We start from the raw sequence: 25,929 nt of genomic DNA on the forward strand, positions 1-25,929 counted from the left end.
GACTCTCACCTAGATGAGAGGCTTTCTCATCCCCTTGTTTCCGGGCGGACGGTTCTGTCGGTGCGGGATGACAGGATCGGGGGTATGGACGAGCGGTGGGCGATCGCGCCGGCAGAGGGTGGCGGGGCTGTGCTCGCCGCCCTGCGTCCGGACGGGCGACCCGACGGGCCTGTGCTGCACGAGCCCGACCTCGCGGCCGCGGTCGCGTCCCGTCCTCAAGTGACGCGGTGGGTGTGGCGGGCGACCTCGGAGATCTACCCGCGGCTGCTCGAGAGCGGCGTCCGCGTGGAGCGGTGCTACGACGTCGAGAACAGCGAGGGCCTGCTGCTCGGCCACGAGGGCCGGCTCGGTGAGCCACGGTCCGCGGCGGCCGCCCTGGCTCGGTTGACGGGGCATCCGGTGCCACCCGATCCGCCGCTGCGCGCCGTCGTACCGGGTGAGCAGTCGTCGCTCTTCGACATCCAGGAGGAGCCGGTCCCGTTCGAGGGTTTGCTTCAGGTGTACGCCGACCAGCTGCGACGGCACGGGCTCGCGGAGCACCCGGATCGGATGCGGTTGCTCACAGCATCGGAATCGTCGGGGATGCTGATCGCGGCGGAGATGGACCGGGCCGGCCTGCCGTGGAGTGCCGCGGAGCATCGGTCCCTGCTGACGGAGCTGCTGGGTGAGCGGTTCGGCGGGACGGGCGAGCCGCGGCGGTTGACCGAGCTGGCGGACGAGGTGTCGGCGGCGTTCGGCCGACGGGTGCGGCCCGAGCTGCCGGCCGACGTACTCAAGGCGTTCAAGGCCGCCGGGTATCAGCTGAAGTCGACGCGGCGGTGGGAGCTGGAGACGATCGACCACCCGGCGGTCGCGCCGTTGATCGAGTACAAGAAGCTCTACCGCATCTACACCGCGAACGGGTGGTCCTGGTTGCAGGACTGGGTCCACGACGGTCGGTTCCGGCCCGGATTCCTCCCGGGCGGGACGGTCTCGGGCCGGTGGGTCACCAACGGCGGTGGCGGCCTGCAGATCCCCAAGGTGATCCGGCGCGCGGTCGTCGCCGACCCGGGGTGGCGGCTCGTGGTCGCGGACGCCTCCCAGCTCGAGCCGCGGATCCTGGCTGCCATCTCCCGCGATCCCGCGCTGATGGAGGTCGCGAGCTCGCCGGGCGACCTCTACAAGGCCGTGTCGGACGCGGCGTTCGCCGGCGACCGCGCGATGGCGAAGCTCGCCGTCCTCGGGGCGATCTACGGCCAGACCTCGGGCGACGGCCTGAAGAACCTCGCCATGCTCCGCAAGCGATTCCCGTTGGCGGTCCAGTACGTCGACGACGCCGCCCGGGCCGGTGAGGAAGGCCGCCTCGTCCGGACGTGGCTCGGCCGGACCTGCCCACCGGCCGGCGCACCGCTCGACGCCGCCATGCTCGAAGGCCCACCCGCCGACGAACCCCACACCGACGCCCGCCACGCCCGGGCCCGCGGCCGCTTCACCCGCAACTTCGTCGTCCAAGGCTCCGCCGCCGACTGGGCCCTGCTGATGCTGGCCGCCCTCCGCCAGTCGATCGCGCACCTGAAGGCCGAGCTCGTCTTCTTCCAGCACGACGAAGTCATCGTCCACTGCCCCACCGAAGAAGCTCCCCAGGTCGCCGAAGCCGTCCAGTCCGCCGGCAACCTGGCCGGCACCCTGACCTTCGGCCCCACCCCCACCAACTTCGCCTTCACCACCGCCACCGTAGAAAACTACGCCGACGCGAAGTAGGTCCGCGCCATATCCGCCGAAAGGCTGATCCGGACCATCCGTGACCTCACGCCGTTGTAGGGTCGAATTACGTCGACACCGAGACGAGGAGAACACTGGTGAGTTGGGGCAAAGGAACGTCGGACAAGCGCGAGAAGCAGGAAAAGAAGGCCGACAAGAAAGAGTCCAAGGAACGCGGAAAAGACATCGAAACCGGTCAGCGGATCGACCGTGGAGGCGTCATGAGCGGCCGGGAAGCCGCGCGCTTCGCCAAGCGCATGAACGGCCGCACCCGTTAGCAGACCCGCGTTCGTCAGGCTTTCTCTTTTCCCTTGAGCCTTGCTATTTACACCGAACAGAGGTGGCGTTTCCCGAAGCTCGTGTCAAGGCAAAGCTTCTCCGCCGAGTTTCGCGCCGCGGGGAACGTGACATTGCAATCCTGTGTTCTGCTGTCGGGAATTCATCACCCGCGGCGGCCGGGACGTTCAGCTGCCGTCCTCCAGTTCGATGGTGGTGGGCATGGGGGCGTGGCCGGCCAGGCGTAGCCAGGTGACGAGGCGGCGGTGGCGGAGGTCGCGGGTGGACACCACGATGTCGTTGTGGAACCGGCGGGCGAGCTGGACGCGGCGCATCGCGAGGCTCAGCTCGCCGTGCCAGGGTTCGACGTCGGTGCCGGTGGCGTTGATCGCTCGGGTCAGTGCGGATTCACGCTGCTCGCGGTCGTCCGCCGAGGCGGTGCGCGCGCGGTGCGCGGCGTCGAGCAGGAGGAGCGACGACGCCGGGTCGAGGATCCCGGCGCCGGCCAGCTCGGCGACCAGGGCAGCACGGCGGGCAAGCTCCGTCTCCAGCGCCGACCGCGCACTGTCCACGCGATGATGCAGCCGGTCCAGCCGGCCGGCGGTCCAGCTCGCGTACGCCCCGAGCAACAACAACCCAGCCGCCACCAGCACCAGGACCCAGGTCAGGCTCACGGCTGTACGGCGGGCAGCTCGAGACGGAAGCTGCAGCCGTCAGGAACGTTGCTGACGGCAATGGTTCCGTGGTGGGACTCGACGATGCCGCGGGCGATGGCCAGGCCGAGGCCGGCGCCGCCGTGGGCGGGAGTGCGGCCCGCGTCACCGCGCCAGCCGACGTCGAAGACGCGGTCCAGATCCTCCGGAGGAATTCCCCCGCACGCGTCCGTCACCGCCAGGCTCACGCCGCCGTCCGCCGCCCGATCGACGGACACGGTGACCTGCTTCTCCGGCTTGGTGTGGCGAATCGCGTTGTCGACCAGGTTCGTGACCGCGCGCGTCAGCTCGTCCGGATCGCCTTCGACGGCGAACCGGTCGTCCCCCGGCGCCTCGACGCACAACGCGACGGCCTTGGCGCGCGCGTGTTCGGCGTTCTCCCCGACCACGTCGTCGGCCAGCTCCCGCAACGACACCGCCGTCCGCCGCCGAGGCTCCGGCGTGGACGACAACCGCGAGAGCTCGAACAGGTCCTCCACCAGTCCGGTCATCCGGTCGACCGTCGCCCGCATCTGCCGCAACGCCCCGGGCACGTCGTCGATCACGCCGTCCTCGAGTCCTTCGGACACGGCTCGCAACCCGGCCAGCGGCGTCCGCAGATCGTGCGACATGAAGGCCACCAGCTCGCGCCGGCTCGCCTCCAGCGCCTGCTCCCGCTCGTGCGACGCGGCCAGCTTCATCCTCGTGAGCTCCAGCTCGTCCGTCAACGCCGCCAGCTCGGCCGGCACCGTCCCGGTCGGCGCAGCGGCCGGCGGCTCGTACGACGTCCCGAGATGACGTAACCGGCGGCCGACGTCACGCGAGCCCGCAGTCACCCAGTGCCCGATCAGCACTGACAGCCCGACTCCGAGCAGCGCCGAGAAGGCCAGAGTCCACAGCACCACCCACGAGTCGTGCGCCGAGATGAACATCGCCCGCACACTCTGCAGTACGGCGGCCAGCGCGGCCGCCATCGGGACGAGGGCCGCCACGATCATCGCCGTCCGCAACGACCGCCGCCGGAACTGCCACAGCACCAGCGCGCCCACGGCCGCGACCACCAGCGTCCACAGGGTGGTCAACGCGAGGATCGTCGCGGTGTCGCGGTTCATCCCGGGTCCCCCACGAACCGGTAGCCGGTCCGCGGAACCGTCAGCACCAGCTTCGGATCCGACGGATCGGCCTCGATCTTCTCCCGCAACCGGCGGATGTGCACGGTCACCGTGGACGAGTCGCCGAAGTCCCAGCCCCACACCCGGCGGAGCAGCTCGGCCTTGGTGTACGCCTTCCCGGGATGCGACACGAGGTACGTGAGTAGGTCGAACTCGCGATGGGTCAACGACAGCTCCCGCCCATCGAGAAAGACCGACCGCGCGCCGGTGTCGATGGTGATCGGCCCGGCGCTCAGCTTGGTCGGCGTCAGGTCGAGCCCGGCCAGCCGTTCCTCCCGCCGCAGCATCGCCTGCACCCGCAACGTCAGCTCCCGTGGGCTGAACGGCTTCACCACGTAGTCGTCGGCGCCGACCTCCAGCCCGACCACGCGGTCCTCCTCCTCGCCGCGGGCCGACAGCATGATCACCGCGGCGCCGTCGTCGGCGGCCCGCATCCGGCGCAGGACCTCCAGCCCGGACAGGCCGGGCAGCATGACGTCGAGGACGACGACCGACGGTTTCCACTGCTGCCAGACCTCGACCGCCGCGACCCCGTCGGCGACCACGCGGGCGTCGTACCCGGACTTGGTCAGGTACGCCGAGACGACGTTGGAGACGGTCGGGTCGTCGTCCACCACGAGCACACGAGTAGCCACAGGACGAGCGTAGATCGTCGGCACGGACTGACGGTGGGTGACCGACCGGACGCGGTAAAGCAGTTTGACGGGCCGACGGCGGCCTGCCGACACTGTCCGGCGTGACGAAACGCCTTGCCCTCGCGACCTCGGCCGACTACCCCGGGTTGCACGAGCACGACCTGCCCCTCGTCGACGCGCTCCGCGCCACCGGTCTGGACCCGGTCGCCGAGGTGTGGACCGACCCGTCCGTCGACTGGTCGGCGTACGACGCCGTCCTGCTGCGCTCGGTCTGGGACTACCACCTGCGGTACGACGAGTTCACCGAATGGCTGAGCCTGGTCGACAAGGCCGGCGTACCGGTGTTCAACGACAGCGGCCTGGTCCGGTGGAACGGCGACAAGCGGTACCTGGTCGAGCTGCGTGAGCGCGGCGTGGCGATCGTGCCGTCCCAAGTCGCGGCCGGGGCATGCCTGCGTGAGGTGGTCGCGGGGCTGGACGGCCAGGAGATCGTGATCAAGCCCACGGTGAGCGCCGCCGCCCGGCACACGGTCCGCGGCATCGCCGGCTCCGAGGAGCTCGGCCGGGCGCTCGACGACCTGCCGGACCTGGTCTACCTGGTCCAGCCGTTCGTGCCCGAGATCGTGGCCGACGGAGAATGGTCGCTGATGTTCGTGGACGGCGAGTTCACGCATGCCGTCGTCAAGCGGCCGGCCGACGGTGACTACCGGGTCCAGGTGATGTTCGGCGGCGTGTCCACACTGACCGACCCGCCGGCCGACGTACTCGAGAGTGCTCGCGCGGCGCTGGCGGCGGCCGGTCCGGCCCCGGTGTATGCGCGCGTCGACGGGGTGGTCGTGAACGGCCGCTTCCTGTTGATGGAGCTCGAGCTGATCGAGCCGTATCTGTTCCTGCCCGAGTTCCCGGCCGCGGCGGAGAAGCTCGCGACGGCGGTCGCCGCGCGGCTCTGAGAGGCGGCTCCAATACAGTCGAGGGCATGCCGACGCTCGAGGAGATCCAGCAGGCCGCCGACCAGCTCGCCGGCCGCATCCACCGCACCCCGATCCTGACCTCGAGCGCGCTCGACGACCGGTTCGGCGGCACGCTGCTGCTGAAGGCCGAGCTGTTCCAGAAGACCGGAAGCTTCAAGGTCCGCGGCCTGCTCACGAAGCTGCTCCGGCTGAGCCCCGAGGAGCGCGAGCGCGGCGTCGTCACCGTGTCGGCCGGGAACGCGGCCGGCGCGCTCGCCTGGGCCGCCCGGAACGCCGGCGTCCCGGCGACCGTGGTGATGGCGACCACCGCGGTGCAGGCGAAGGTCGACGCGGCCCGTGGGTACGGCGCGACCGTGGAACTCGTCGAGGGCGACCTGATGGCGCAGTACGAGCGCATCCGCGACGAGCGCAAGCTGACCGGCGTCCATCCGTTCGACGACGACGACGTGATCACCGGTCACGGCAGCCTCGGCCTCGAACTCCTCGCCGACCGCCCGGACCTCGACACCGTCCTGGTCCCGGTGGGTGGTGGCGGCCTGATCTCCGGCGTCGCGCTCGCGGTGAAGCTGGTCAAGCCGGAGATCAGGGTGATCGGCATCGAACCCGAGCAGGCGGACGTGGTCAGCCGCAGCCTCGCCGCCGGCGCACCGCAGAAGCTGCCGACCGCCCGCTCCATCGCCGACGGCCTGGCCGCACCGGTCTGCGGCACGCGCAACTTCCCGATCATCCAGCAGTACGTCGACGACGTCGTCCGCGTCCGCGAAGAGTCGCTCCTGGACGCCACCCGCCTGGTGATGTCGCGCACGAAACTCGCCCTGGAGCCGGCCGCCGCGGCCCCGTTCGCCGCCCTGCTCGAGGGCAGCGTCCACCTGTCCGGCACCACCGCCGCCGTCGTCAGCGGCGGCAACCTGGATGTGTCGAAGCTGAAGCTCTAAGCCGGCGCGAGGGCGCGGACGTCGGACTTCACGCCGTCACCCGGGTCGTCGACCACATCGCCCTGGCGGACCGGGTCGTTCTCCGGCAGCAGGATGTCGCGTGCGACCACCAGCATCAGCCAGAGTGTGCCGGCCATCCGCAGGATCACCGAGAGCCAGTAGATCCGGTCGGGCTGGTCCGGGTTCCCGGGAGCCAGGAACTGGGCCAGATGCAGCCACACGAGCATCCAGTAGAAGCACTCGCACGCCTGCCAGATCAGCCAGTCCCGCAACCGCGGCCGGGCCAGCGCCACCAGCGGAAGCAGCCACAGCACGTACTGCGGCGAGTAGACCTTGTTGATCAGCAGGAACGCCGCCACCACCAGGAACGCGAGCTGGGCGAAGCGCGGTGGCCGCGGCGCCATCAGGCCGAGGATCGCGATCGACAGGCACAGCCCGGCGAAGATCACGATGTTCAGCTGGTTGACGTCGGCGACCTCGTGCTTGGCCAGCTTCAGTACGTACCAGATCGAGCCGTAGTCGCTCTCCCGCTGGTCGTTGAACGTCCAGAACGACATCCACTCGCTCTTCGCCAGCAGGTAGATCGGCGCGTTCACCAGACCCCAGGCGAAGATCGCGGCCACGGTCGCCTGGAACCACGGCCACAGCTTGCGGCCCCGCAGGCAGACGATCAGCAGCGGGCCGAGCAGCAGGAACGGGTAGAACTTCGCGGCCGTCCCCAGCCCGAGCAGGATGCCGAACCAGATCGGCCGCCCCCGCGACCAGGCGAACATCGCGCCGGCGGTGAGCGCGACCGCGAACAGGTCCCAGTTGATCGTCGACGTCAGCGCGAGCACCGGCGCGGCGGCGACGTACAGGGCGTCCAGCGGCTGCCCGCGGGCCGCGCCGGGACGTTTCTCCACCCCGCGCGCGGTGGCGACGGTGAGGCCGACGATCACCAGCGCGCAGAGGAACAGCATGATCACGTTGACCAGGAAGAAGACGCCCGCGGTGTCGCGCTTCTGCTCGACGGTCAGGTCGTTCGCCGGGTCGCCGGTGATCACCCAGGTGAGCTGGGCCGCGACCTCCATGAACCCGCCGGTGAGCACCGGGTACTCCAGGACCGGGTAGTTGCCGGTGTCCAGGAACGGCCGGTTGCCCTCCGCGAATCCCCGCTCCTGGTACAGGAAGCCGATGTCGGAGTAGCACAGCGCCTTGAACGGCCGCCAGCTCTGCCGGTCCCAGCCGGCCTCCATGCACGGGGCCTTCTGCAGTACGCCGAGCGCGAAGGTGACCGTGCACACCGCCAGCGCGATGCGCAGCGGCGTCCACCAGGACGAGCTGAGCCGGGCGAACCGCCCGGCGGGCCCACCGAGCCCCACGGTCAGGCCGGCGACGGACGGGTCGGCCTCCGACGGGGTCAGCCGGTCCTGCGCGTCCTGGCTACGTGGTCCGGTCACGGGGGGCATCATCTCCTATCCGCTCGACCGACGACCAGGGAAGGTTACCCACCGCTCCCCGGCGCCGCCAGCAAGCCCTCCGGGCGCCCCGGATCGAACGCGGACCGGACCCGCTCAGTCGGCCATGAACTTCCGGAGCACCTCGACGCCGTCCTCGCCCGGGGGCAGGTAGACGGTGCCGGCTATCTGCTCGGCGATGACCGGGTCGGTGACGAACACCGCACCGTTGTAGGCCCGGATCCGCCGGCGCAGCTCGGTGCGATCCGGTCTCGCGTAGACGATCACGCCGTGCTTGACCCGGGCCGCGGCCAGCAGCATCAGGTCCTCGGTGAGGGTCTCGCTGCCGAGCAGGGAGTTCCAGTCCTCCATCAGCAGGTGGGTGATCCCGTTCAGGTCGGCCGGGCTCAGCCGGCGGCGCGTCACCTCGGCCTCGTCGATCGAGGCCGCCCAGCCGCTTGGCACCCGGCTGCCGTCCAGCGGCCCGATCACCAGGCGGGGCCGGACCGGCCCGGGCGGCTCGACCGGCCCGAGCAGGTCGTCGTACAGGGCCCGGAGGCGCTCGGCCTGGGCCTGCCAGGACATGTCCCGGCGCAGCTCCGGCGCCGCGCAGCGCTCCCGGTACGGCGCCGGGTCGGCGAGGATCCGGGCGACCGCGGCGGCGAGGTCGGCCGGGTTCGCGGTCTCGAACACCTCGCCGATCCCGGTCCGGCCGACGAACTCCTGCAGCGTCGGCATGTCGCTGGTCACCACCGGCAGCCCGGCGAAGGTGTACTCGAAGACCTTGTTCGGCAATGCCATCTCGTGACTCGGGTAGCGCAGGATCGGGATCAGGCCGAGGTCCGCGGTCCGCAGGAACGCGGTCACGTCGTGCGGTGAGACCGGGTCCAGGTAGTGCACCCGCCCGGTCACACCCAGCTCGGCCGCCAGCGCGCGCAACTCGTCGACCGGCTTCATCCGCGTCGTCGGCACGCACACCACGCCCAGATGGACGCCCGGCAACTGCCGGAGGGCGGCGATCGCGGTCTCCACGCCCCGGGCGCGGGTGATCGCACCGCTGTAGACGATCAGCGGTACGTCGGCGCCCAGCCCGATCACGGTGCGGATGTCGGTCACCGCGGCGTTCGCCTCGACCAGCGCCGGGCTGTTGATCACCACGGTGGGCTCGCGATCCAGCTTGTGGCGCCGCTGCAGCGTCTTCGCGATCGCGGGACTCACGGTGACGACCCGGTCGACGGTCCGGATGTACTCACGTTCGTGCTGCGCCCAGGCCGCGACGATCCGCGGCGTCCGCGGCGGGTACGTCGACAAGCCGGGAACGTACTCGTGGGCGTCGTACACGACCTTCACGACCCGCTTGCGCAGGGCGGCCCGGCCGGCGGCCCGGGAGGCCACTCCGATCACGTGCATGTCGTGCGCGTGCAGGACGTCGGGCAGCAGGTGGTCGAGGACCTTGGCGAAGATCGCCTCGTAGTCGTCCGCCTCGGGGATGACCTTGCGCCAGTCGACCGGCCACCGCCGCTGGGACAGCCAGCCGTCCCACTTCTGCCACAGGTCCGCGGCGTTGCGTCCCTCCCAGTCGGCCAGCCAGTTGCGCACCGCGGTGCCCTTCCCCGACCGCAACCACCGCTGCCGCTGGACCCCCCGCCGCACCTGCCCGGCCCGGAAGGCGACCGGACCGATCGCCCCGGCCCGGCGCAGGGTGAGCGCGTGGCCGGCTTCCGCCGTCAGGTCGGCCAGCCGCGCGGCGATCCGAGCGGCCTGCAACGATTCCGGCTGCGTGGTCGTCAGCAAGCGCCTTCCGCGGCGCGCGCCCCGGCGCCGGATCCGCTCGTTGCGCAGCAGGAACCGGCCGGGCAGCTGGATCATCACGACGCCGGCGTCGATCGTGTCGATCACCGGGCGGTCGGACGCGGACACACCGAGCAACGTCACCCGCCGGCCGGCCTGACCGAGCGCGATCGCTTCCTTCAGGACGCGGGTGTCGTTGGTGATGTCGTTGGCCACGAGCATGACGACGTGAGGGCCGTTCATGCGCTCTCCTTCGCTGAGTAGCGGCACTGGCGAAACGTGCCGGGCTCAGGAAGCGTTGCACGATTTCACGGAAATAATAGAAACAACCCGTGTTTCGTTACGGCCAGGTTCACTTGTGGCCGGATCGCAACCTGGCGTGACCGCGGTCCGGATCAGCCGGCCGGCGGCTCCAGGACAGCCAGCCAGGTGGTGAGCAAGTGCTGCAACTGGGCTGCTTCGTCCGGAGTCAAGGCTTCGAGCAGCCGGCGTTCGTTGGCCATGTGGGCGGTGAACGCCCGGTCGAACAGGCGGCGCCCGGCCGGAGTCAGCCGGACCACCCGGCCGCGCCCGTCGGCGTCGCTCCGGCGCCGCTCGACCAGCCCGGCCCGCTCCAGCCGGTCGACTCTCTTGGTGACCGCGCCGGTGGTGACCATCGTGTGCAGCGCGATCTCGCCGGGCGCCCGCTCGTACGGCGTACCCGCTCGGCGCAGCGCGGCGAGGACGTCGAACTCGCCCTCGGTCAGCCCGAACTTCGCGTAGACCAGGTTCAGCTCCCCGGTCAGATGGTTCGCGATCCGGTGCAGCCGGCCGATGACTCCCTGGGGACCGGTGTCCACGTCCGGCCGCTCGACCTGCCACTCCGCCTGGATCCGCGCTACATGGTCCACCGGGCCACTATATCTTCCCAGGAAGATATAGTAGTTTCCATGGAAAATACTCTCCGGTGGGTGCTCGTCACCGCGATCGCCCCGATCGCCTGGGGGACGAACTACTTCGTCACCCACGAGTACCTGCCGGCCGGCTACCCCTTGTACGGCGCCGTCCTTCGCGCACTGCCCGCCGGCCTGCTCCTGCTGTGCATCGCCCGCCGCCTGCCGCACGGTGCCTGGTGGTGGCGGTCACTCGTGCTCGGCATCTGCAACATGGGAGCGTTCTTCGCGTTGATCTACGTCGCCTCCCAACTCCTGCCGGTCAGCCTCGCGTCGACGATCATGTCCGCCACCCCGTTGACCATGGCGTTGTTCGCCTGGGCCCTGCTGGCCGAGCGTCCGACCCTGCCCGTTCTCGTCGGCGCGGGCGCCGGAATCACGGGAGTCTGCCTGCTCCTGGGCGCCGGCACGACCGCCGCGGATCTCCGGGGCGTCGCCGCCTCGGTCGCCGCCCTGCTGATGTCCTCCGGTGGCTACATCCTCACCAAGAAGTGGGGCCGCTCCGCGAGTCCGCTGGCCACCACGTCCTGGCAACTCGTCGCCGGCGGCCTGGTCCTGATCCCCTTCGCGGTCGCCGTCGAGGGCGGACCACCCGCGATGGACCTGTCCGCGATTGCCGGCTTCGGGTACGTCGGCCTGATCGCCACCGCACTTGCGTTCACCGCCTGGTTCACCGGCCTCCGGCATCTCCCGGCCGCGACCGTCGGCCTGATCGGCCTGCTGAACCCGGTCACCGGCGTACTGCTGGGGACGACCTTGTCGGGCGAGTTGCTCACGGTCCCTCAGCTGGCCGGCCTCGCCCTCGTGCTGGCCGGCATCACGCTCGCCCGCCCGCGACGCGAGACGACCGTTGCGCCGGCGCCCGCCGAGCCGCCTAAGGTTTATCGATGACTCTGCGCTGGAGCACGCCCGAGCTGACCCTGGTGTTCACCCTCGACGACGGACCGGTGCGGGTGACCGCCGGGGAGGTTGCCGGCGAGGCGAACCAGCCGTTGGTGGAAGTGTCCGCGCTCGGGTACGGGCGCTCCCCCGGGACGAACCGGCACGTCGACACGATCCTGGGCCGGCGCCTGCGGTACGTGCGCCATGACGAGGACGGCTCCACCCTGCGAATCGTCCAGGAGGACCCCGAGACCGGGCTGCGGATCACCAGCGTGTTCGAGGCCAGGGCCGGTGTCCGCGCGTGGTCCGAGGCCTCCATGACCGGAGCGGGCTCGCTGGAGCTCGACTTCCTGTCGTCGCTTGTCGTCGGGCTCGAGTCCGTGGACGCGGACCTGCACTGGGCGGCCAACACCTGGATGGCGGAGAACCGGTGGTCCGTCCAGCCGCTGCGGTCCGGCGATGTCCCGGACATCGTGCGCGATCCGCACTACCCGGTCTCGAAGAGCCGCCAGGCGGTGACGAGCACCGGCTCCTGGTCGAGCGGTGAGCGGCTGCCGGTCGGCGTACTGGTCGATCGGACGACGCCGTCCGCGCTCGGCTGGCAGATCGAGCACAACGGGCCGTGGCACTTCGAGCTGGGCGAGAACCGGCGCGGCGGATACCTCCTGCTGAGCGGGCCCACCGATCAGGAACACCAGTGGACCGTAAGGATCACGGCAGACGAGCCGTTCACCACCGTGCCGGTTTCGCTGGTCGGCGGGACCGACCGGGACAGCGTGTTCGCGGCCCTCACGCGCCAGCGCCGTACGCTCCGGATGCGGCGGCCGGTCGACGACCGGATGCCGGTGATCTTCAACGACTACATGAACACGCTGGTCGGCGACCCGACGACCGAGAAGCTGTTGCCGCTGATCGACGCCGCGGCCGAGGCCGGTGCCGACTACTTCTGCATCGACGCCGGTTGGTACGCCGAAGGGCACTGGTGGAACACCGTCGGCGCGTGGCAGCCGTCGAGCACCCGCTTCCCGAAGGGTCTCGGCGAGGTGATCGACCGGATCCGCGAGCGTGGCATGGTGCCCGGTTTGTGGCTGGAGCCGGAGGTGATCGGCGTGCACGCACCGATCGCGTCGGCACTGCCCGACGAGGCGTTCCTCACCCGCCGCGGCATCCGCGTCGCCGAACACGGCCGCTACCTGCTCGACCTCCGCAGCCCGCTCGCCCGTCAGGACCTCGACGACACCGTCGACCGGTTGGTGAACGACTTCGGCATCGGCTACTTCAAGTTCGACAACAACACGATGACCGGCCCGGGCACGGACAAGGACGGCACGTCGCTCGGCCACGGACTGCTCGAGCACAACCGGGCCGTGCTCAGCTGGCTGGACGCGGTGCAGACCCGCCACCCGGAGCTGCTGATCGAGAACTGCGCCTCCGGGGCGATGCGGATGGACTACGCGATGCTGTCCCGGCTGCACCTGCAGTCGACCTCCGACCAGGAGCATCCGTTGCTTTACGCACCGATCACGGCCGCGGCACCGGCCGGCGTACTCCCCGAACAGGCCGGCCACTGGGCGTATCCGATCAGTGGGACGACCCGCGAGGAGTTCACCCTTGCCCTGGTCAACGGCATCCCGGGCCGGCTCTACCTGTCCGGCCATCTGAACCGGATGACCGAGGCCGAGCTGGAGCTGGTCCGGTCCGCGGTGGCGGCGCATCGCCTTGTCCTGCAGGACATCGAGACGCTCGTGCCGAGCTGGCCTCTGGGGCTGCCCGGCTGGACCGACGACTGGATCGCGCTGGCGCTCGGCAACTCCTCGAGCACCTACCTGACCCTGTGGCACCGGGCCGCCGGGCCGTCACAGACCACCCTTCCGTTACCTGAAGCAACGATAGAGCAGCTGTTCCCGAACGACCCGGGCGGCTGGTCCTACACCTGGTCCACCGACGGTCTGACGGTCACCACCGACGTCGCCGAGCCCTCAGCCCGGGTCCTGCGCCTCAGCCACTGACACCGCATGTCGACAGGGCTTTACACAGCGGTGCGGTGACGCCGTTCGACTGATCGAGGTCCGCGGCCCAGGCGATGACGGCGTCCGGACGGATCAGCAGGACGTCCGCCGGGCGGTCGTCGGTCTTGGCGGTGACGACGTCGACACGAGCCGGCCGGTTTGCCGCAGCCTGCCGAACGTCCGCGCTGTCCGCGAGGTCGAGGAGGACGGGCCGGGCGGACCGCATCAACTCGGCCACGGTGGTCGTGCCCTGCTCGGTGTGCAGCGTGAGGTCGGGTGCGAACGTGCCGATCAGGCCGTGATCGCCGGCGCCCGGAAGCGGGTAACGGATGTCGGTGCCGGCGACCATGCCAGCCAGTCGGCGCAACGGCGCCTCCTCGGCGAGCAACTCCTGGAAGACCTCGCGCAAGGCGTCGGCCGCCGGGTCGAGTCCGCGGCGCAGCGCGACCTGAGCGCGCGTGTGCACCAGGGTCCGAGCACCCGCGTAGTGACGCTCGGTGTGGTAGGTGTCGAGCAGGCCGTCCGGCGCCCGCCCCTGGACGTCGGCAGCCAGCTTCCAGGCCAGGTTCACCGCGTCGAGCATGCCCGCGTTGAGTGCGACACCCGTGGCCGGGAACAGGTGAGCCGCATCGCCGGCCACGAAGACCCGGCCCGCCCGATACCGCTCGGCCTGGCGGGCGTGGAAGGTGAAGCGAGACAACCGGTGCGGTTCACCGAGAGGCACCTCCTTGCCGAGCACGCGGCGAATGCTGTCCCGCAACTCGGCCAGGGTCAGCGGTACGTCGTCGTCGTACTCGGCGGTCTCGTCCTCGGAGGTGTACACCATCAGAACGTCGTCGGTGAGGGCGCCGAGCCCGAAGACACCGTTGCCGGTCCGGCTGAACCCGGCCGGGATCGTCCCGGCGCCGGGCACGTCGAGGTCGCCGTTCCCGAGCCGGGTGACCGACTCGTGCACCGTGACCTGGGCGAGCCGGTTGACCTCGGGGTACGTCGTACCGGGGAAGGCGATCCCGGCCAGGTCGCGGACCCGGCTGCGCGGACCGTCGCAGCCCACGAGGTAGCGCGCGGTCAGGTGATAAGGCCCGTCCGGTCCGCTGACCTGAACCGTCACGGCGCCGTCGGTCTGGTCGAGCCCGGTCACCTGATGCCCACGGCGTACGTCGGCGCCGAGCTCACGGGCGCGCTCGGCGAGCACGGCCTCGAGCCGCGCCTGCGGGATCTGGATCGCCCGCAGCGGCGGGTCGGTGAGGTGGGTGAAGTCGAGGTCCATGCCGCCGAACGGGAATCGGGCCGGTGGATGCGGGTCGGTGCTCACCGCCTCGAACCGTTCGAGCAGACCGCGGTAGCGCAGCAGGTCCAGGATCTGCCCGGCCAGCCCGTTCGCCTTGGCCGTCTCCCGAGGGCGCGGCTGCCGCTCGAGCACGACCACCCGCACCCCCGCCAGCCGCAGCTCACCCGCCAGCATCAGTCCCGTCGGCGCACCGCCGACGACGATCACGTCGACGTCCGTCACCACCCCTTCCCCCGGTCGTCCTGCCGCTGCCTGATCGCGATGAAGTCCAGTCACGAGCGGCGATTCTCCGCCACGAACCGGGGCTTGCGGCAAGTCCCCACCTACGCTATAAGTTGAAACTGGCAAGGAGAGCTGTGCTCCTTGCCGTTTGTTTTGTCCGTCGGTCGAAGCGCTTCGACCGGGACGAGGAGAGCCCCGATGGTCACGATCGCGGACGTCGCCCGGCATGCCGGGGTCGCGGCCAGCACGGTCTCGTACGTGCTCAGCGGGAAGCGGTCGATCTCACCCGAGACCCGCGAGCGCGTGCAGCGCAGCGTCCGCGCGCTCGGCTACCGGCCGAACGCGAGTGCCCGCGCGCTGGCCGGCCGGCGCTCCAACGTCATCGCGCTCGTCATGCCGCTGCGCACCGGCATGCACGTCCCGGTGATGATGCAGTTCGCGTCCGCGGTGGTGACCACGGCTCGCCGGTTCGACCACGACGTCCTGCTGCTGACCGCCGACGAGGGACCGGACGGGCTGGAGCGGGTGGCGCAGAGCGCGCTCGTGGACGCGCTGGTGGTGATGGACGTCGAGCTGGACGACCCGCGGGTGCCGGTGCTGCGCGAGCTGCCGCTGCCGTCGGTCCTGATCGGCTACCCGGCCGACGCCGCCGGGCTGACCTGTGTCGACCTCGATTTCGTTGCCGCGGGCGCCCACTGCGTCGACCACCTAATCGGTCTCGGCCACCGCGCACTCGCGTTGCTGGGGACGCCGTCCGCCGTGTACGAACGCCAGACCGGCTTCGCCCAGCGGACGCTGACCGGGTTCGCGGACGCCGCCGAGCGACAGGGCGTCCTCGGGGTCGAGACACCCTGCGAGCACACCTTCGAGGCGGTCCTCGGCACGGTCGAGCGGCTGCTGCACGACCATCCCGGCATCACCGGGCTCGTGGTGCAGAACGAGCCGATCATCGGCCCGCTGCTCGACGTCCTGCGACGACTCGGCCGACGTGTTCCCGAGGATCTCTCGCTGGTGGCGATCTGCGCGGACGACGTCGCCGAGCGGCAGGTGCCGCGCCTGTCGTCGGTCACGATCCCGGCCGAGCGGATCGGCGAGCAGGCGGTCGAGTCGCTGATCACCAAGCTGGCCGGTGGCGACGTAGCCGAGCTGACGCTGATGCCGCCGACGCTGACCGCGCGCGGGTCGTCAGGGCGAGCGGACGACCGCGACCCCGCCACCGGGCACCGTGAGCGATCCGTGCACCGCCGCGCCTGAGATCAGCTCGACGCCGTCAACGGGTACGACGACCTCGGCCTCGTCATGGTTGAACAGGAACGTCCAGGTGGTCTCGCCGGAACGCCGGCGAACCGTCTCCACCGCCGACCGCGTCAGGCCGAACAACCCGGCCGCGGTCTCGAAGTCGATCGAGGTCGACACGTACCACGCGGTCCCGGCGCCGGCGTCGCGCCGGGTGATCGCCGGCTTCCCGTCCAGCACTCCCCCGACGTACCGGTCGACGACCTCGGCCGAGACCGCCTCCACGTCCTCGCTCCACACCCGTCCACGCCCGCCGGACGACAACTCGACCTCACCGTCCTCGGGGAGCGGGTGGAACTCCTCAACCCGAGCTCCCAGCAAAGAGGTGAAGGCGCCCGGATAACCACCGAGCCGGACCTGCGCGTCGGGGTCGACGATGCCGCTGAAGTACCCGACCACCAGGTGCCCACCGCTCTCGACATACGCCGCCAACGACGCGGCCGCCTCGTCACTGATCAGGTACAGGGACGGCACCACAACGAGCCGGTACGACGACAGGTCCGCCGACGGATCCGCGAAGTCGACGGTCACCCCCGCGCGCCAGAAGTGACGATGCGCGTCCTGCACCGCCGACAGGTAGTCGAGCGACGACGACGGCAGGTGCGTCCCCTGCATCGCCCACCAGCACTCGACGTCCCAGAGTACGGCGACGTCGGCGACGACCTCGGCGTCCCCGAGCTCGGCCAGCGACGGCAGCGCCGTACCCAGCTCGGCCACCTCGCGGAAGATCCGCGACGACGGTCCCGCGTGCGGCACGAGGGCCGAGTGGTACATCTCCGAACCACCCCGCGACGCCCGCCACTGGAAGAACAGCGCACCGGCCGAGCCGCGCGCGATGTGCGACAGACTGTGGCGTGCCATCCGCCCAGGTTCCTTGGTGTGCAGGCGTTTCCCGTCGTTCAGCGTCCCGGCCGCCTGCTCCATCAGCAGCCACGGCCTGCCGCCGGCCCACGACCGGGCGAGGTCGGCACCGAACGCGGTCTGCTCCTCGGCACCGCGATCGGTCCGGGTCGGATAGTGGTCGATGGCCACGACATCCACCTCGGCCGCCCAGCGGGCGTGGTTCACCGGCACCCAGCCGCCGAACACGAAGTTCGTGGTCACCGGCAACGACGACCGGTCCCGGATGACCGCCTTCTGCTCCAGGTACGCCGCCAGCAACTCGTCCGACCAGAACCGCCGGTAGTCCAGGTAGTGCGTCGGATTCACCAGGTACTGCGTCCGGCGCGGCGGCTCCACGTCCTGCCAGTCGGCGTACCCCTGACTCCAGAAGGCGGTCGTCCACGCGGCGTTCAGCCGGTCGAGCGAGCCGTACCGCTCCCGCAACCATTCACGGAACCGCTCGGCAGCCAACGGGCAGTAACACACCGTCCCGTACTCGTTGTGGACGTGCCACATCGCCAGCGCCGGATGGTCCTCGTACCGATCGACCAGGACGCGCGCGATCCCTTCGGCCGCGGCGCGGTACGCCGGCGCGCACGCGCAGTACGTGTCCCTGCTGCCGTGCGTCAGCCGCACGCCGTCGGCCGTCACCGGTAGCGCTTCCGGATGCAGTCGGCTGAACCACGGCGGCGGAGACGCGGTCGGCGTGGCCAGATCCACCTGCACACCGCCGCTGTGCAGCAGATCGAGTACGCGGTCCAGCCAGCCGAAACGGTACTCCCCCGGCGACGGCTCGAGACTCGACCACGCGAAGACGCCGACCGTCACCAGGTTGACACCAGCCCGACGCATCAGGTCCACGTCCTCCCGCCACACCGAGGGATCCCACTGCTCCGGGTTGTAGTCGCCGCCGTACCAGAGCTTCCTCATGACAGCGTCACTTTGAAGCGCTCACAGGTGCCTTGCACGACGCGGGCCTGTGGCACACCGTCGCGCAGGGTCAGCTCGATCGCCGCCTCAGGCAGCCGCGCGACCGCCGTCTGCCCTTCGGTCGGCGCGAACCAGCGGAGCTCGACGTCGTTCGACCAGTCGTACTCCGGCCGGTCGTCGACGGCACCGATCGGAATCACCGCACCTTCACGGACCAGGACCGGCAGAGTGTCGAACCCGTGGGTCTGGTGCACCCACCGCGGGCCGGTGAGCCGCTCACCACTGAACAGGTCGGTCCAGGTCCCCGCGGGCAGGTAGAACGAGACCTCGCCGGTCCAGCTCATCACCGGCGCCACCAGCAGATCCGGGCCGAGCAGGTACTGCCGGTCGAGGTAGGCGACGCCGGGGTCGTCCGGGAACTCCAGGATCATCGGCCGCATCATCGGCACGCCCTCGCGATGTGCTTCCTCCGCGGCCGTCATCAGGTACGGCATCAGCGACAGCTTCAGCTTGGTGAACTTCCGCAGTACGTCGACCGCCTCGTCGTCGAACGCCCACGGCACCCGGTACGACGACGAGCCGTGCAGCCGCGAGTGCGAGGACAGCAACCCGAACGGCACCCAGCGCTTGAAGATCGCCGGATCCGGCGTGCCCTCGAAGCCGCCGATGTCATGACTCCAGTAGCCGAACCCGGACGCCGCCAGCGACAACCCGCCGCGCAGGGACTCGGCCATCGCCTCGAACGTGGACTCGCAGTCGCCACCCCAGTGCACCGGGAACTGCTGACCGCCGGCCGTGGCCGAGCGCGCGAACAGCACGGCCTCGCCCTCGCCGCGGTTCTCCTGCAGCAGCCCGAACACCGCATCGTTGTAGAGGTGCGCGTAGTAGTTGTGCATGCGCCGCGGGTCCGAGCCGTCGTGCCAGACGACGTCGGTCGGGATGCGTTCACCGAAGTCGGTCTTGAAGCAGTCGACCCCGAGGTCGATCAGGGCCTGCAACTTCGAGCGGTACCACGCCGTCGCGTCGGGATTGGTGAAGTCGACGATCGCCATCCCGGCCTGCCACAGGTCCCACTGCCAGACCGAGCCGTCCGGACGTTTCAGCAGGTAGCCGAGCCGGCGACCCTCCTCGAACAGGATCGACCGCTGGGCGATGTACGGGTTGATCCACACGCTGACCCGCACCCCGCGGTCCTTCAGCCGGCGGAGCATCCCGGCCGGGTCCGGGAACGCCACCGGATCCCAGACGAAGTCGCACCAGTGGAACTGCCGCATCCAGAAACAGTCGAAGTGGAAGACGCTCAACGGCAGGTCGCGCTCGGCCATCCCGTCGACGAACGCGCTCGTCGTCTCCTCGCTGTAGTCGGTGGTGAACGACGTCGACAGCCACAGCCCCATCGACCACGCCGGCACGCGTGCGGGCCGGCCGGTCAGGGCGGTGTAGCGCCGGAGAACGTCCTTCGCGGTCGGTCCGGCGAAGACGTAGTACGTCAACTCCTGGCCCTCGACGCTGAACTGGTTGCGGGAGGTGACCTCGGAGCCGACCTCGAACGAGACGTCGGCCGGCGTGTCGACCAGGACGCCGTACCCCTTGCTGCTCAGGAAGAACGGGACGTTCTTGTACGCCTGCTCGCTCGACGTGCCGCCGTCGGCGTTCCAGATGTCGACGACCTGACCGTTCTTCACCAGCGGGCCGAACCGCTCGCCCAGGCCGTAGATCGTCTCGCCGACGCCGAGCGCCAGTTGTTCGTGCAGGAAGTGCCGGCCGTCCTGGTCGGTGATCAGCCCGATGCTGCGGGCGCCCGAGTCCGTCACCGGCTGCCCGTCCTGCTCGAACCGGACGTCCCACGGCCCGTCCAGGCCGACGACCACACTCAGCTCGCCCGCCGTCAGCCGCGCCTCGGCCGGACCCACCTCCACCTTGACCGGATGGTCGTCACCGGAGTTCAGCCGGTACGACGGCCGCGCGGGCAGGCCACCGAGATGGTGCGCGATCCGGACCCCGATCACCCCGGGCGCCGGTGAGGTGAAGGTGACCGTGAACACCGGCTGGTTGAGGGTGTCGCCGCGCCGCTCGATCCGCTTGGCCGGAGCGAACACGGTGAGCTCCCGCTCGCCCGCCTGCACGCTCTCGACCTCGGCCGGCCGCAGCCGGGTCAGCCCGTCCCGCAACTGCCAGTATCCGTCGGTGAACTTCATCGGGCGGCCCTCTCGTGCGGCGGTCGTCGAAGCGCTTCGACGAGCCTAGACCACGGACTGGAAAAGGGTCGTGGACCGTCCACAGGCCGGGCGAGGATGGACCCATGGAGCTCTCGATCGTGATCGGGTTCATGCTGGCAGCCCTCGTGGTGAGCATCGTGCCGGGGCCGGACATGCTGTTCATCGCGGCGAACGCGGCCGCCGGCGGGCGGCAGGCCGGTGTCGTCGCCGCGGCCGGGGTGTCGACCGGCCTGGTGGTGCACACCGCGGCCGCGGCCCTCGGGCTCGGCGCGCTGATCCAGGCGGCACCCCAGGTGCTGGACGGGATCCGGATCGCCGGGGCGGCGTTCCTCGTCTACCTCGCCTATCTGACCTGGCGAGCGAGCCGGCGCGAGGTCGGCGAGGCGGACGACGAGTCGATCGACCTGCCGCGGCGTACCCTCCGCCGGACCTACCTGATGGCGGTGCTCACCAACGTCGCGAACCCGAAGGTCATTTTGTTCTACCTGGCGTTCGTGCCGCAGTTCATCAGCACCGGCCCGGACGCCTGGCCGGCGGGTCCGCAGATCCTCGCCCTCGGCCTGATCCTGATGGTCATCGGCTTCGCCGTGGACGGCTCGGTCGGTCTGCTCGCGGGCAGCCTGACCGACCGCTTCCTGCGGGCCGGCAGCACGGTCCGCCGCAGGCTCGAGCGCGTCTGCGCCGGCATCTTCGCCGCGCTGGCCGTCCGGCTGGCCATCGACGTCCGCTGACGTCTGGTGCTCGCCGGGGGTCTGGGGTCAAGCTGGGAGGAAGCAGCAGTCACCGACTGATGGAGGCGGTCCGATGAAGGCGGCGGCGGGTGACACAGTGATCGTCGAGGGCACCCACGTGATGGCCCACCGACGGCAGGGCGAGATCGTCGAGGTCCACGACCCGAACGGCGCCCCGCCATACCTGGTCCACTGGACCGACACCGACACCGAGTCCCTCTTCTTCCCCGGCCCCGACGCCCACATCGTCCACGCGGACTGAGCCGCGGACCTACGGGAGCAGGCGGTAGCCCATGCCGCGGACGGTTTGGATGCGGTCCGGGCCGAGTTTGCGGCGGAGGTAGCGGATATAGACGTCGACCACGTTGGAGCCGGGGTCGAAGTCGAACCCCCAGACCTGCGAGAGCAGTTGCTCGCGGGACAGCACCTGGTCGGGATGCCGGCAGAACACCTCGGCCAGCAGGAACTCGCGGGCGGTGAGCTCGACCGTCTCGCCGCCGACGAGCGCGCGGCGGGTCCGGAGGTCCAGGCTCAGGTCGCCGATCTGCAGGATGTTGGCGTCCGGCGTACCCTCACCGCGCAGCCGCAGCCGGACCCGCGCCAGCAGTTCCTCGAACGCGAACGGCTTGGCGATGTAGTCGTCGGCACCGCCTTCCAGCCCGGCGACCGTGTCCCGGACGCTGTCGCGCGCGGTCAGGATCACCACCGGCATCGCGACCCTTGCCTCACGCAACCGCCGGAGCACGGTGAAGCCGTCGACGCGCGGCAGGCCGATGTCCAGGATCAGCAGGTCGTACGTGCCGCCGGCCCCTTCCTGGTACGCCGTCTCGCCGTCGCCGACCACGGTCGTGACGAACCCGTTGCTGCGCAGACCGCGTTCGACGAACGCCGCGATCCGCTCCTCGTCCTCGGCGATCAGGATCCGGTTCATCGCGACATCGCCTCCTTGGCCGCGGGCAGGGTCAACTCGAAGCGGGCCCCGGGACCGGGCACCAGCCGTACCTCACCATCATGCGCCTGCGCGATCGACCGGACGATCGCCAGCCCGAGCCCGGCGCCGTCGGTCCGGCGCTGGTCGTTGCCCCGGGCAAACCTCTCGAAGATCCGCTCGCGGTCCGCCGTCGGCACCCCCGGGCCGGTGTCGGCGACCCACAACCGCGCGGTGCCGTCGGGGTCGAGGCGCGATCCCACCTCGATCCGGTCGCCGGGCCTCGTGTGCCGGACCGCGTTGGACACCAGCTGCATCAGCGCCTGGGTCAGCCGCTGGCCGTCGGCGACGATCGTCGCGTCGGCCGTTCCGGCGACCCGCCAGGACCGGTCCGCCAGCGGCCGGGCCTTCGCGACCACCTCGACCACGAGCTCGGTCAGGTTGACCTCGCCGACCTCCAGGAAGTCCGGCCGCTCGCTCTTCGCCAGCACCAGCAGGTCGTCGACCATCCGGTTCATCCGGGCCAACTCGTCCAGCACCAGGGCCTTCGTGTCCGCGCGGTCGTGCGGGTCCTCGCTCATCAGTTCCAGGTGACCGCGGATCACCGTGATCGGGGTCCGCAGCTCGTGCCCGGCGTTGTCGACGAACTCGCGCTGGGCGGTGAACGCGTCCTCCAGCCGGTCCAGCATCGTGTTGAACGTCCCGGCCAACTGGGCCACGTCGTCGTTGCCGACGACCTCGATCCGGCGTCGCAGGTCGGTCTCGCTGATCCGCTCCGCGGTCGTCCGCAGCTGACGGATCGGCGCGAGCACCCGCCCGGTCACCAGCCAGCACGCACCCGCGGCGAGCACCAGCGTGATCGCGCCGATCAGCACCAGCGCCCGGGCCGCGGCCATCGACGGCTCGGCGATGACGTCGCGGAACTCGAGGACCACCAGGTGCGCGCGGTCCGGCTGCGACCCGACCCGCACCGGGATGACGCCGTACCGGACCTTGCCGGCGGGGCTGTCGACCCAGCCGTACGACGGTTCGGTCGCGTCGGCGGCCCGTCGGACGAAGGCCGCGTCGGTGTCGAGCCGGGCGGGTGGCGTGCCCTGGCTGCGGTGGTCCTCGCGGCCGCCGACGATGGTGAAGAACGCCTCCGAGTCGTCCGGCAGGTTGCTCTGCAGCCAGCGGTCGAGCAGGGCCTCGGAGCGGGTGAAGGTGGCGGCCTCCGGGGACCTCGCGAACGCGCGGAACTTGTTCGCCTCGTGGGTGAGCTCGTCGTCCGCGGCCGCGTCGGCGCGGGCCGCCAGCACCTGCCAGGTGAGCACGACCAGCGCGGACAGGGCGAGCGCGAGGACGCCGAACATCCAGCCGATGATCCGCACCCGCGCACTGACCACCGGCCGCAGCCGGCCATCACCCATCGTCGTCGTCCGGCTCGTCCGCCCCGTCGTCGTCATCGTCTTCCCCCGCGGTCGGCGCCGCCGGCGGCGAGACCGGCTCGGCCCCGGTGGTGCCGGTCGTGGCCGTTGACTTCACCGGCGTCGTGGCCGTGGGCTTCCCTGGCGTCGTGGACGTCGTGGGCGACGGGGTCGGCGTACGCGTCGGCGTCGGGATCGGTGAACTGGACGACGCGGGGACGACGACGGTGTCGCCGAGCTCGGGTGAGGACCGGTCGGCCAGGAAGCGAGGCAGCAGCAACCCGGCCACCACCAGCAACCCGGCGACGACCCCGTACACCACCCGTGGAGACCGCATCCTCAGAGCCTGCGACCCCTACCGGAGATTCGCATGAGCGGAAGATTACAGAATTCTCATCTTCGCGCCGGTCACCACGACAGCGGCAGGCACGCCAGGCGGGCGCCGGCCGCACCATGGTGGTCGGTGGGCTTCTCATGAATCACGATCGAGCGGTTGCCCGGAAGCGGGGTGAACGGTACGACGGTCAGCGCGTTGCCGGCGCCGGACGGGCTGACGGTGAAGTCGAGCCACACCTCGGTGCTCGGATTCACCCGCGGCGGGACCTTTCCGGCGACCGTGTCGGTGTTGTAGTGCGGACCCGCGGCCGCACCGTCCCCGGCAACGCACGGGCCGGCATGCAGGTGTGCGCCGAAGGCCCGTCCCGCGACCGTCCGCCCGATCCCCCGCACCTGCAGGATCGCCAGCGTGGACTGACCCCGCGACACCAGCACCGCCAGACCCCGCGCCCGGTCGAACGGTCCGTCCGCGGCCGGGGTCAGATCCCGCAGCCGGTCGTGGGCGGTCACCACATCCGCTGCTGCCGTGGCGGCCGGTGAGTGCGTCGGCACCGCCGCCGAAGATGAGGCCGCCGCAGGTGCGGTCGTGGCGGTCAGCAGGACGATTGATGCCGCGAGCGCGCGGCGAACGATTGCTGCCATGACTCCCTCGAGCTCCGTACGAACCGGTCGACCGTCGCGGGCGGGTGACAGCTCAGCACTCAGCGTAGCGGCCCCTCAGTTCGTGCATGAGGCCGGCTACGAGCGGGTCCACTTCTGGTGGTCGGCGTTGTTGCAGTGCCAGACGTCGACCGCCGTACCGTTGCCCGTCCCACCGCCGACGGCGTTCAGACAGAGGTCGGGGCTCGCGACGCTGGTGATGGTGAGGTCGGCGTTCAGGTTCCAGGCCTGGTTGGGCGCGCCGGTGCAGGTCTCGATGGTGACCGGGCTGCCCGCGGCGCCGGCGGTCATGCACTTGTCGCCGTAGACGGTGAGTTGCCGGTCGGCCGTGTAGTTCCACGACTGGTTGCCGCCGTTGTTGCAGTCCCACAGGTCCAGCGCCGTACCGGGTGCGGTGGAGAAGCCGGGGACGTCGACGCACCGGTTGCTGGCCATACCGCGGATCGGCTCGCCCGGCGGCGCCGGCGGCAGGTCGTTGCTCGGCTCCTCCCGCAACAGGCCCCAGCCCCACCACAGCTGGGCCAGACCGCTCTCGCTGTTGACCTCCAGGTCCTTCGGACCGACCTGGGTCGTCATCGAGTACGAGTCGCCGGTGCGCAGGCCGGGCCAGTAGACGATGCCCATCCGCTGCTCGCGCGCGACCTGCGTGAGCGCTGCGAAGTACGACGTGTAGACGTTGCCCTCGTGGTTGCCGTAGTTCAGCCCGATCGTCATCGGCGAGCCGGCCTCGTCGATGATCGTCCGCCAGCCGTAGTCGCCGATCCGCGGGCGCAGGTTCGCCAGCCAGGCCGCCTCGTTCTCGTCGGACGCCCAGAACCCGTAGAAGTGCAACGAGAGCAGCGTGCCCTTGAGTTCGGGGGCCGCGCCGACACCGGTGACGTCGTCGTTGTAGCCGGTGCCGGAGATGACGATCCGGCCGCGCGGGACCCGGCGGTGGTCGGCGATCCAGGACGAGGTGAGCGACACCCACTCGTCCAGCGAGTAGCCGAACGGCTCGTTCATCGGCTCGAAGTACACGCGCGGGTTCCTCCCGTACGCCTTCACCACCGTGTCCCACATGGCGGCATACTTCACCGGGTCGTCGACCCGGCCGTCCTTGGCGTTGTCGGCCTCCCAGTAGCTGAGGATGACCTTGAACCTGTTCGCCACCGAGGCGTCGATCGCCGCGCGGTACGACGCCCACCAGTCGGTGCCGACGCTGGACGGGTTGATCGGCAGCCGGATCGTGTTCGCCTTCAGCTCCTTGCGGAACTCACCGACGATGCCGGTGGCCTTCCGGTACGTCGTCGCGTACGAGTCCGCCGTACTCAAGCCGGACGGGACCACCTCGTCGTCGGCGTAGTTGTCCCGCGGGTCCGCCCAGTTCACGCCACGGAACTCACTGGTCCCGCGCGTCGACTGACCGGCTGCGCCCGCCGACTCGATGGCGGTGCTCGTCGACGCTCCGGCCGGCGCGGTCAAGGCCGGCGCGGTCAGCGCCCCGGCGATGGCGGTCACGGCGCAAGCGGCCACGGCAAGACGTCCAAGAAGTGATCTCACGCGGCGATGTTCACGTAA

General features: G+C 70.5%; 23 protein-coding genes. 9 read left to right on the forward strand and 14 right to left on the reverse strand.

The window, feature by feature from the left end; translation table 11 throughout:
- Positions 1-84 precede the first annotated feature (84 nt).
- Positions 85-1,740 (forward strand): bifunctional 3'-5' exonuclease/DNA polymerase, encoded by a 1,656-nt coding sequence (locus ACQPYZ_RS22455; RefSeq protein WP_433159293.1) that lies wholly within the window; start codon positions 85-87, stop codon positions 1,738-1,740.
- Between the two features lie 98 nt (positions 1,741-1,838).
- Positions 1,839-2,018: a hypothetical protein gene (locus tag ACQPYZ_RS22460; RefSeq protein WP_433159296.1), complete on the forward strand. Its 180-nt coding sequence runs from the start codon at positions 1,839-1,841 to the stop codon at positions 2,016-2,018.
- Between the two features lie 186 nt (positions 2,019-2,204).
- Here ACQPYZ_RS22460 and ACQPYZ_RS22465 read toward each other — a convergent pair whose 3' ends face one another.
- Genes ACQPYZ_RS22465 through ACQPYZ_RS22475 form a run of 3 tightly spaced genes read right to left on the reverse strand, consistent with a single transcriptional unit; the run spans position 2,205 to position 4,515 of the window.
- On the reverse strand, positions 2,205-2,690 hold the full coding sequence (locus ACQPYZ_RS22465; protein ID WP_433159299.1) for a hypothetical protein: 486 nt from the start codon (positions 2,688-2,690) through the stop codon (positions 2,205-2,207).
- Positions 2,687-3,820 (reverse strand): sensor histidine kinase, encoded by a 1,134-nt coding sequence (locus tag ACQPYZ_RS22470; protein WP_433159302.1) that lies wholly within the window; start codon positions 3,818-3,820, stop codon positions 2,687-2,689. The genes ACQPYZ_RS22465 and ACQPYZ_RS22470 overlap by 4 nt, the downstream gene beginning before the upstream one ends.
- Entirely contained in the window at positions 3,817-4,515 is a 699-nt protein-coding gene (locus ACQPYZ_RS22475) for a response regulator transcription factor (protein WP_433159305.1), read from the reverse strand. Before ACQPYZ_RS22475 ends, ACQPYZ_RS22470 begins: the two co-directional genes overlap by 4 nt.
- Positions 4,516-4,616: 101 nt before the next feature.
- Here ACQPYZ_RS22475 and ACQPYZ_RS22480 point away from each other — a divergent pair, with 101 nt between their 5' ends.
- A complete protein-coding gene (locus ACQPYZ_RS22480) occupies positions 4,617-5,465 on the forward strand; it encodes an ATP-grasp domain-containing protein (RefSeq protein ID WP_433159308.1) in 849 nt (282 codons plus the stop codon).
- Between the two features lie 26 nt (positions 5,466-5,491).
- Positions 5,492-6,421 carry a threonine ammonia-lyase gene (locus tag ACQPYZ_RS22485; RefSeq protein WP_433159311.1) on the forward strand — a complete coding sequence of 310 codons (930 nt, stop codon included), beginning with the start codon at positions 5,492-5,494 and terminating at the stop codon, positions 6,419-6,421.
- On the opposite strand, the gene ACQPYZ_RS22490 is transcribed toward ACQPYZ_RS22485, so the two are convergent.
- The 3 genes from ACQPYZ_RS22490 to ACQPYZ_RS22500 all read right to left on the reverse strand — a co-directional run bounded on the left by ACQPYZ_RS22490 (position 6,418) and on the right by ACQPYZ_RS22500 (position 10,538).
- Positions 6,418-7,869, reverse strand: a complete 1,452-nt coding sequence (locus tag ACQPYZ_RS22490) for a glycosyltransferase family 87 protein (protein ID WP_433169733.1) — start codon at positions 7,867-7,869, stop codon at positions 6,418-6,420. The genes ACQPYZ_RS22485 and ACQPYZ_RS22490 overlap by 4 nt on opposite strands.
- 105 nt (positions 7,870-7,974) lie before the next feature.
- Entirely contained in the window at positions 7,975-9,891 is a 1,917-nt protein-coding gene (locus ACQPYZ_RS22495; protein WP_433159314.1) for a glycosyltransferase family 4 protein, read from the reverse strand.
- A gap of 152 nt (positions 9,892-10,043) precedes the next feature.
- A complete protein-coding gene (locus ACQPYZ_RS22500; protein ID WP_433159317.1) occupies positions 10,044-10,538 on the reverse strand; it encodes a MarR family winged helix-turn-helix transcriptional regulator in 495 nt (164 codons plus the stop codon).
- A gap of 39 nt (positions 10,539-10,577) precedes the next feature.
- Here ACQPYZ_RS22500 and ACQPYZ_RS22505 point away from each other — a divergent pair, with 39 nt between their 5' ends.
- Together ACQPYZ_RS22505 and ACQPYZ_RS22510 are read left to right on the forward strand one after the other, a co-directional pair.
- Entirely contained in the window at positions 10,578-11,471 is an 894-nt protein-coding gene (locus ACQPYZ_RS22505; RefSeq protein ID WP_433159320.1) for an EamA family transporter, read from the forward strand.
- Entirely contained in the window at positions 11,468-13,471 is a 2,004-nt protein-coding gene (locus ACQPYZ_RS22510; protein WP_433159323.1) for a glycoside hydrolase family 36 protein, read from the forward strand. Before ACQPYZ_RS22505 ends, ACQPYZ_RS22510 begins: the two co-directional genes overlap by 4 nt.
- On the opposite strand, the gene ACQPYZ_RS22515 is transcribed toward ACQPYZ_RS22510, so the two are convergent.
- Positions 13,461-14,984 carry an FAD-dependent monooxygenase gene (locus ACQPYZ_RS22515; protein WP_433159326.1) on the reverse strand — a complete coding sequence of 508 codons (1,524 nt, stop codon included), beginning with the start codon at positions 14,982-14,984 and terminating at the stop codon, positions 13,461-13,463. The two genes, ACQPYZ_RS22510 and ACQPYZ_RS22515, sit on opposite strands and share 11 nt — an antisense overlap.
- Before the next feature lie 198 nt (positions 14,985-15,182).
- Between ACQPYZ_RS22515 and ACQPYZ_RS22520 the strand changes: the two genes are divergently transcribed.
- On the forward strand, positions 15,183-16,238 hold the full coding sequence (locus tag ACQPYZ_RS22520) for a LacI family DNA-binding transcriptional regulator (protein WP_433159329.1): 1,056 nt from the start codon (positions 15,183-15,185) through the stop codon (positions 16,236-16,238).
- Here ACQPYZ_RS22520 and ACQPYZ_RS22525 read toward each other — a convergent pair.
- Together ACQPYZ_RS22525 and yicI are read right to left on the reverse strand one after the other, a co-directional pair.
- A complete protein-coding gene (locus tag ACQPYZ_RS22525; protein WP_433159332.1) occupies positions 16,170-18,092 on the reverse strand; it encodes a beta-galactosidase in 1,923 nt (640 codons plus the stop codon). The two genes, ACQPYZ_RS22520 and ACQPYZ_RS22525, sit on opposite strands and share 69 nt — an antisense overlap.
- Positions 18,089-20,290, reverse strand: coding sequence for an alpha-xylosidase (gene yicI / locus ACQPYZ_RS22530; RefSeq protein WP_433159335.1), 2,202 nt, complete (start codon positions 20,288-20,290; stop codon positions 18,089-18,091). Before yicI ends, ACQPYZ_RS22525 begins: the two co-directional genes overlap by 4 nt.
- A gap of 104 nt (positions 20,291-20,394) precedes the next feature.
- Here yicI and ACQPYZ_RS22535 point away from each other — a divergent pair, with 104 nt between their 5' ends.
- Together ACQPYZ_RS22535 and ACQPYZ_RS22540 are read left to right on the forward strand one after the other, a co-directional pair.
- The gene (locus ACQPYZ_RS22535) at positions 20,395-21,042 is read left to right on the forward strand and encodes a LysE family translocator (protein WP_433159338.1); all 648 of its coding nucleotides are present in this window, start codon (positions 20,395-20,397) and stop codon (positions 21,040-21,042) included.
- A gap of 73 nt (positions 21,043-21,115) precedes the next feature.
- Complete coding sequence (locus tag ACQPYZ_RS22540; RefSeq protein ID WP_433159341.1) at positions 21,116-21,304, forward strand: DUF1918 domain-containing protein; 189 nt, start codon at positions 21,116-21,118, stop codon at positions 21,302-21,304.
- 9 nt (positions 21,305-21,313) lie between these two features.
- On the opposite strand, the gene ACQPYZ_RS22545 is transcribed toward ACQPYZ_RS22540, so the two are convergent.
- The 5 genes from ACQPYZ_RS22545 to ACQPYZ_RS22565 all read right to left on the reverse strand — a co-directional run bounded on the left by ACQPYZ_RS22545 (position 21,314) and on the right by ACQPYZ_RS22565 (position 25,869).
- Positions 21,314-21,973: a response regulator transcription factor gene (locus ACQPYZ_RS22545; protein WP_433159344.1), complete on the reverse strand. Its 660-nt coding sequence runs from the start codon at positions 21,971-21,973 to the stop codon at positions 21,314-21,316.
- Positions 21,970-23,415, reverse strand: a complete 1,446-nt coding sequence (locus ACQPYZ_RS22550) for a sensor histidine kinase (RefSeq protein ID WP_433159347.1) — start codon at positions 23,413-23,415, stop codon at positions 21,970-21,972. Before ACQPYZ_RS22550 ends, ACQPYZ_RS22545 begins: the two co-directional genes overlap by 4 nt.
- Positions 23,372-23,713 carry a hypothetical protein gene (locus ACQPYZ_RS22555; RefSeq protein WP_433159350.1) on the reverse strand — a complete coding sequence of 114 codons (342 nt, stop codon included), beginning with the start codon at positions 23,711-23,713 and terminating at the stop codon, positions 23,372-23,374. Before ACQPYZ_RS22555 ends, ACQPYZ_RS22550 begins: the two co-directional genes overlap by 44 nt.
- Positions 23,714-23,784: 71 nt before the next feature.
- On the reverse strand, positions 23,785-24,354 hold the full coding sequence (locus tag ACQPYZ_RS22560; RefSeq protein ID WP_433159352.1) for a superoxide dismutase family protein: 570 nt from the start codon (positions 24,352-24,354) through the stop codon (positions 23,785-23,787).
- Positions 24,355-24,450: 96 nt separating this feature from the next.
- Positions 24,451-25,869 (reverse strand): ricin-type beta-trefoil lectin domain protein, encoded by a 1,419-nt coding sequence (locus tag ACQPYZ_RS22565; RefSeq protein ID WP_433159355.1) that lies wholly within the window; start codon positions 25,867-25,869, stop codon positions 24,451-24,453.
- Positions 25,870-25,929 lie beyond the last annotated feature (60 nt).

It is taken from the genome of Kribbella sp. CA-247076, from assembly GCF_050942445.1.
GTDB lineage: Bacteria > Actinomycetota > Actinomycetes > Propionibacteriales > Kribbellaceae > Kribbella.

Excerpts from the sequence above, each read along its gene's own strand:
- ACQPYZ_RS22520 (WP_433159329.1), top strand. The coding sequence starts at position 15,183 with ATGGTCACGATCGCGGACGTCGCCCGGCATGCCGGGGTCGCGGCCAGC.
- ACQPYZ_RS22560 (WP_433159352.1), bottom strand. The coding sequence starts at position 24,354 with ATGGCAGCAATCGTTCGCCGCGCGCTCGCGGCATCAATCGTCCTGCTG.
- ACQPYZ_RS22535 (WP_433159338.1), top strand. The coding sequence starts at position 20,395 with ATGGAGCTCTCGATCGTGATCGGGTTCATGCTGGCAGCCCTCGTGGTG.
- ACQPYZ_RS22540 (WP_433159341.1), top strand. The coding sequence starts at position 21,116 with ATGAAGGCGGCGGCGGGTGACACAGTGATCGTCGAGGGCACCCACGTG.
- ACQPYZ_RS22470 (WP_433159302.1), bottom strand. The coding sequence starts at position 3,820 with ATGAACCGCGACACCGCGACGATCCTCGCGTTGACCACCCTGTGGACG.
- ACQPYZ_RS22455 (WP_433159293.1), top strand. The coding sequence starts at position 85 with ATGGACGAGCGGTGGGCGATCGCGCCGGCAGAGGGTGGCGGGGCTGTG.
- yicI (WP_433159335.1), bottom strand. The coding sequence starts at position 20,290 with ATGAAGTTCACCGACGGATACTGGCAGTTGCGGGACGGGCTGACCCGG.
- ACQPYZ_RS22490 (WP_433169733.1), bottom strand. The coding sequence starts at position 7,869 with ATGCCCCCCGTGACCGGACCACGTAGCCAGGACGCGCAGGACCGGCTG.
- ACQPYZ_RS22555 (WP_433159350.1), bottom strand. The coding sequence starts at position 23,713 with ATGCGGTCTCCACGGGTGGTGTACGGGGTCGTCGCCGGGTTGCTGGTG.
- ACQPYZ_RS22505 (WP_433159320.1), top strand. The coding sequence starts at position 10,578 with ATGGAAAATACTCTCCGGTGGGTGCTCGTCACCGCGATCGCCCCGATC.
- ACQPYZ_RS22495 (WP_433159314.1), bottom strand. The coding sequence starts at position 9,891 with ATGAACGGCCCTCACGTCGTCATGCTCGTGGCCAACGACATCACCAAC.
- ACQPYZ_RS22525 (WP_433159332.1), bottom strand. The coding sequence starts at position 18,092 with ATGAGGAAGCTCTGGTACGGCGGCGACTACAACCCGGAGCAGTGGGAT.
- ACQPYZ_RS22510 (WP_433159323.1), top strand. The coding sequence starts at position 11,468 with ATGACTCTGCGCTGGAGCACGCCCGAGCTGACCCTGGTGTTCACCCTC.
- ACQPYZ_RS22485 (WP_433159311.1), top strand. The coding sequence starts at position 5,492 with ATGCCGACGCTCGAGGAGATCCAGCAGGCCGCCGACCAGCTCGCCGGC.
- ACQPYZ_RS22550 (WP_433159347.1), bottom strand. The coding sequence starts at position 23,415 with ATGACGACGACGGGGCGGACGAGCCGGACGACGACGATGGGTGATGGC.
- ACQPYZ_RS22545 (WP_433159344.1), bottom strand. The coding sequence starts at position 21,973 with ATGAACCGGATCCTGATCGCCGAGGACGAGGAGCGGATCGCGGCGTTC.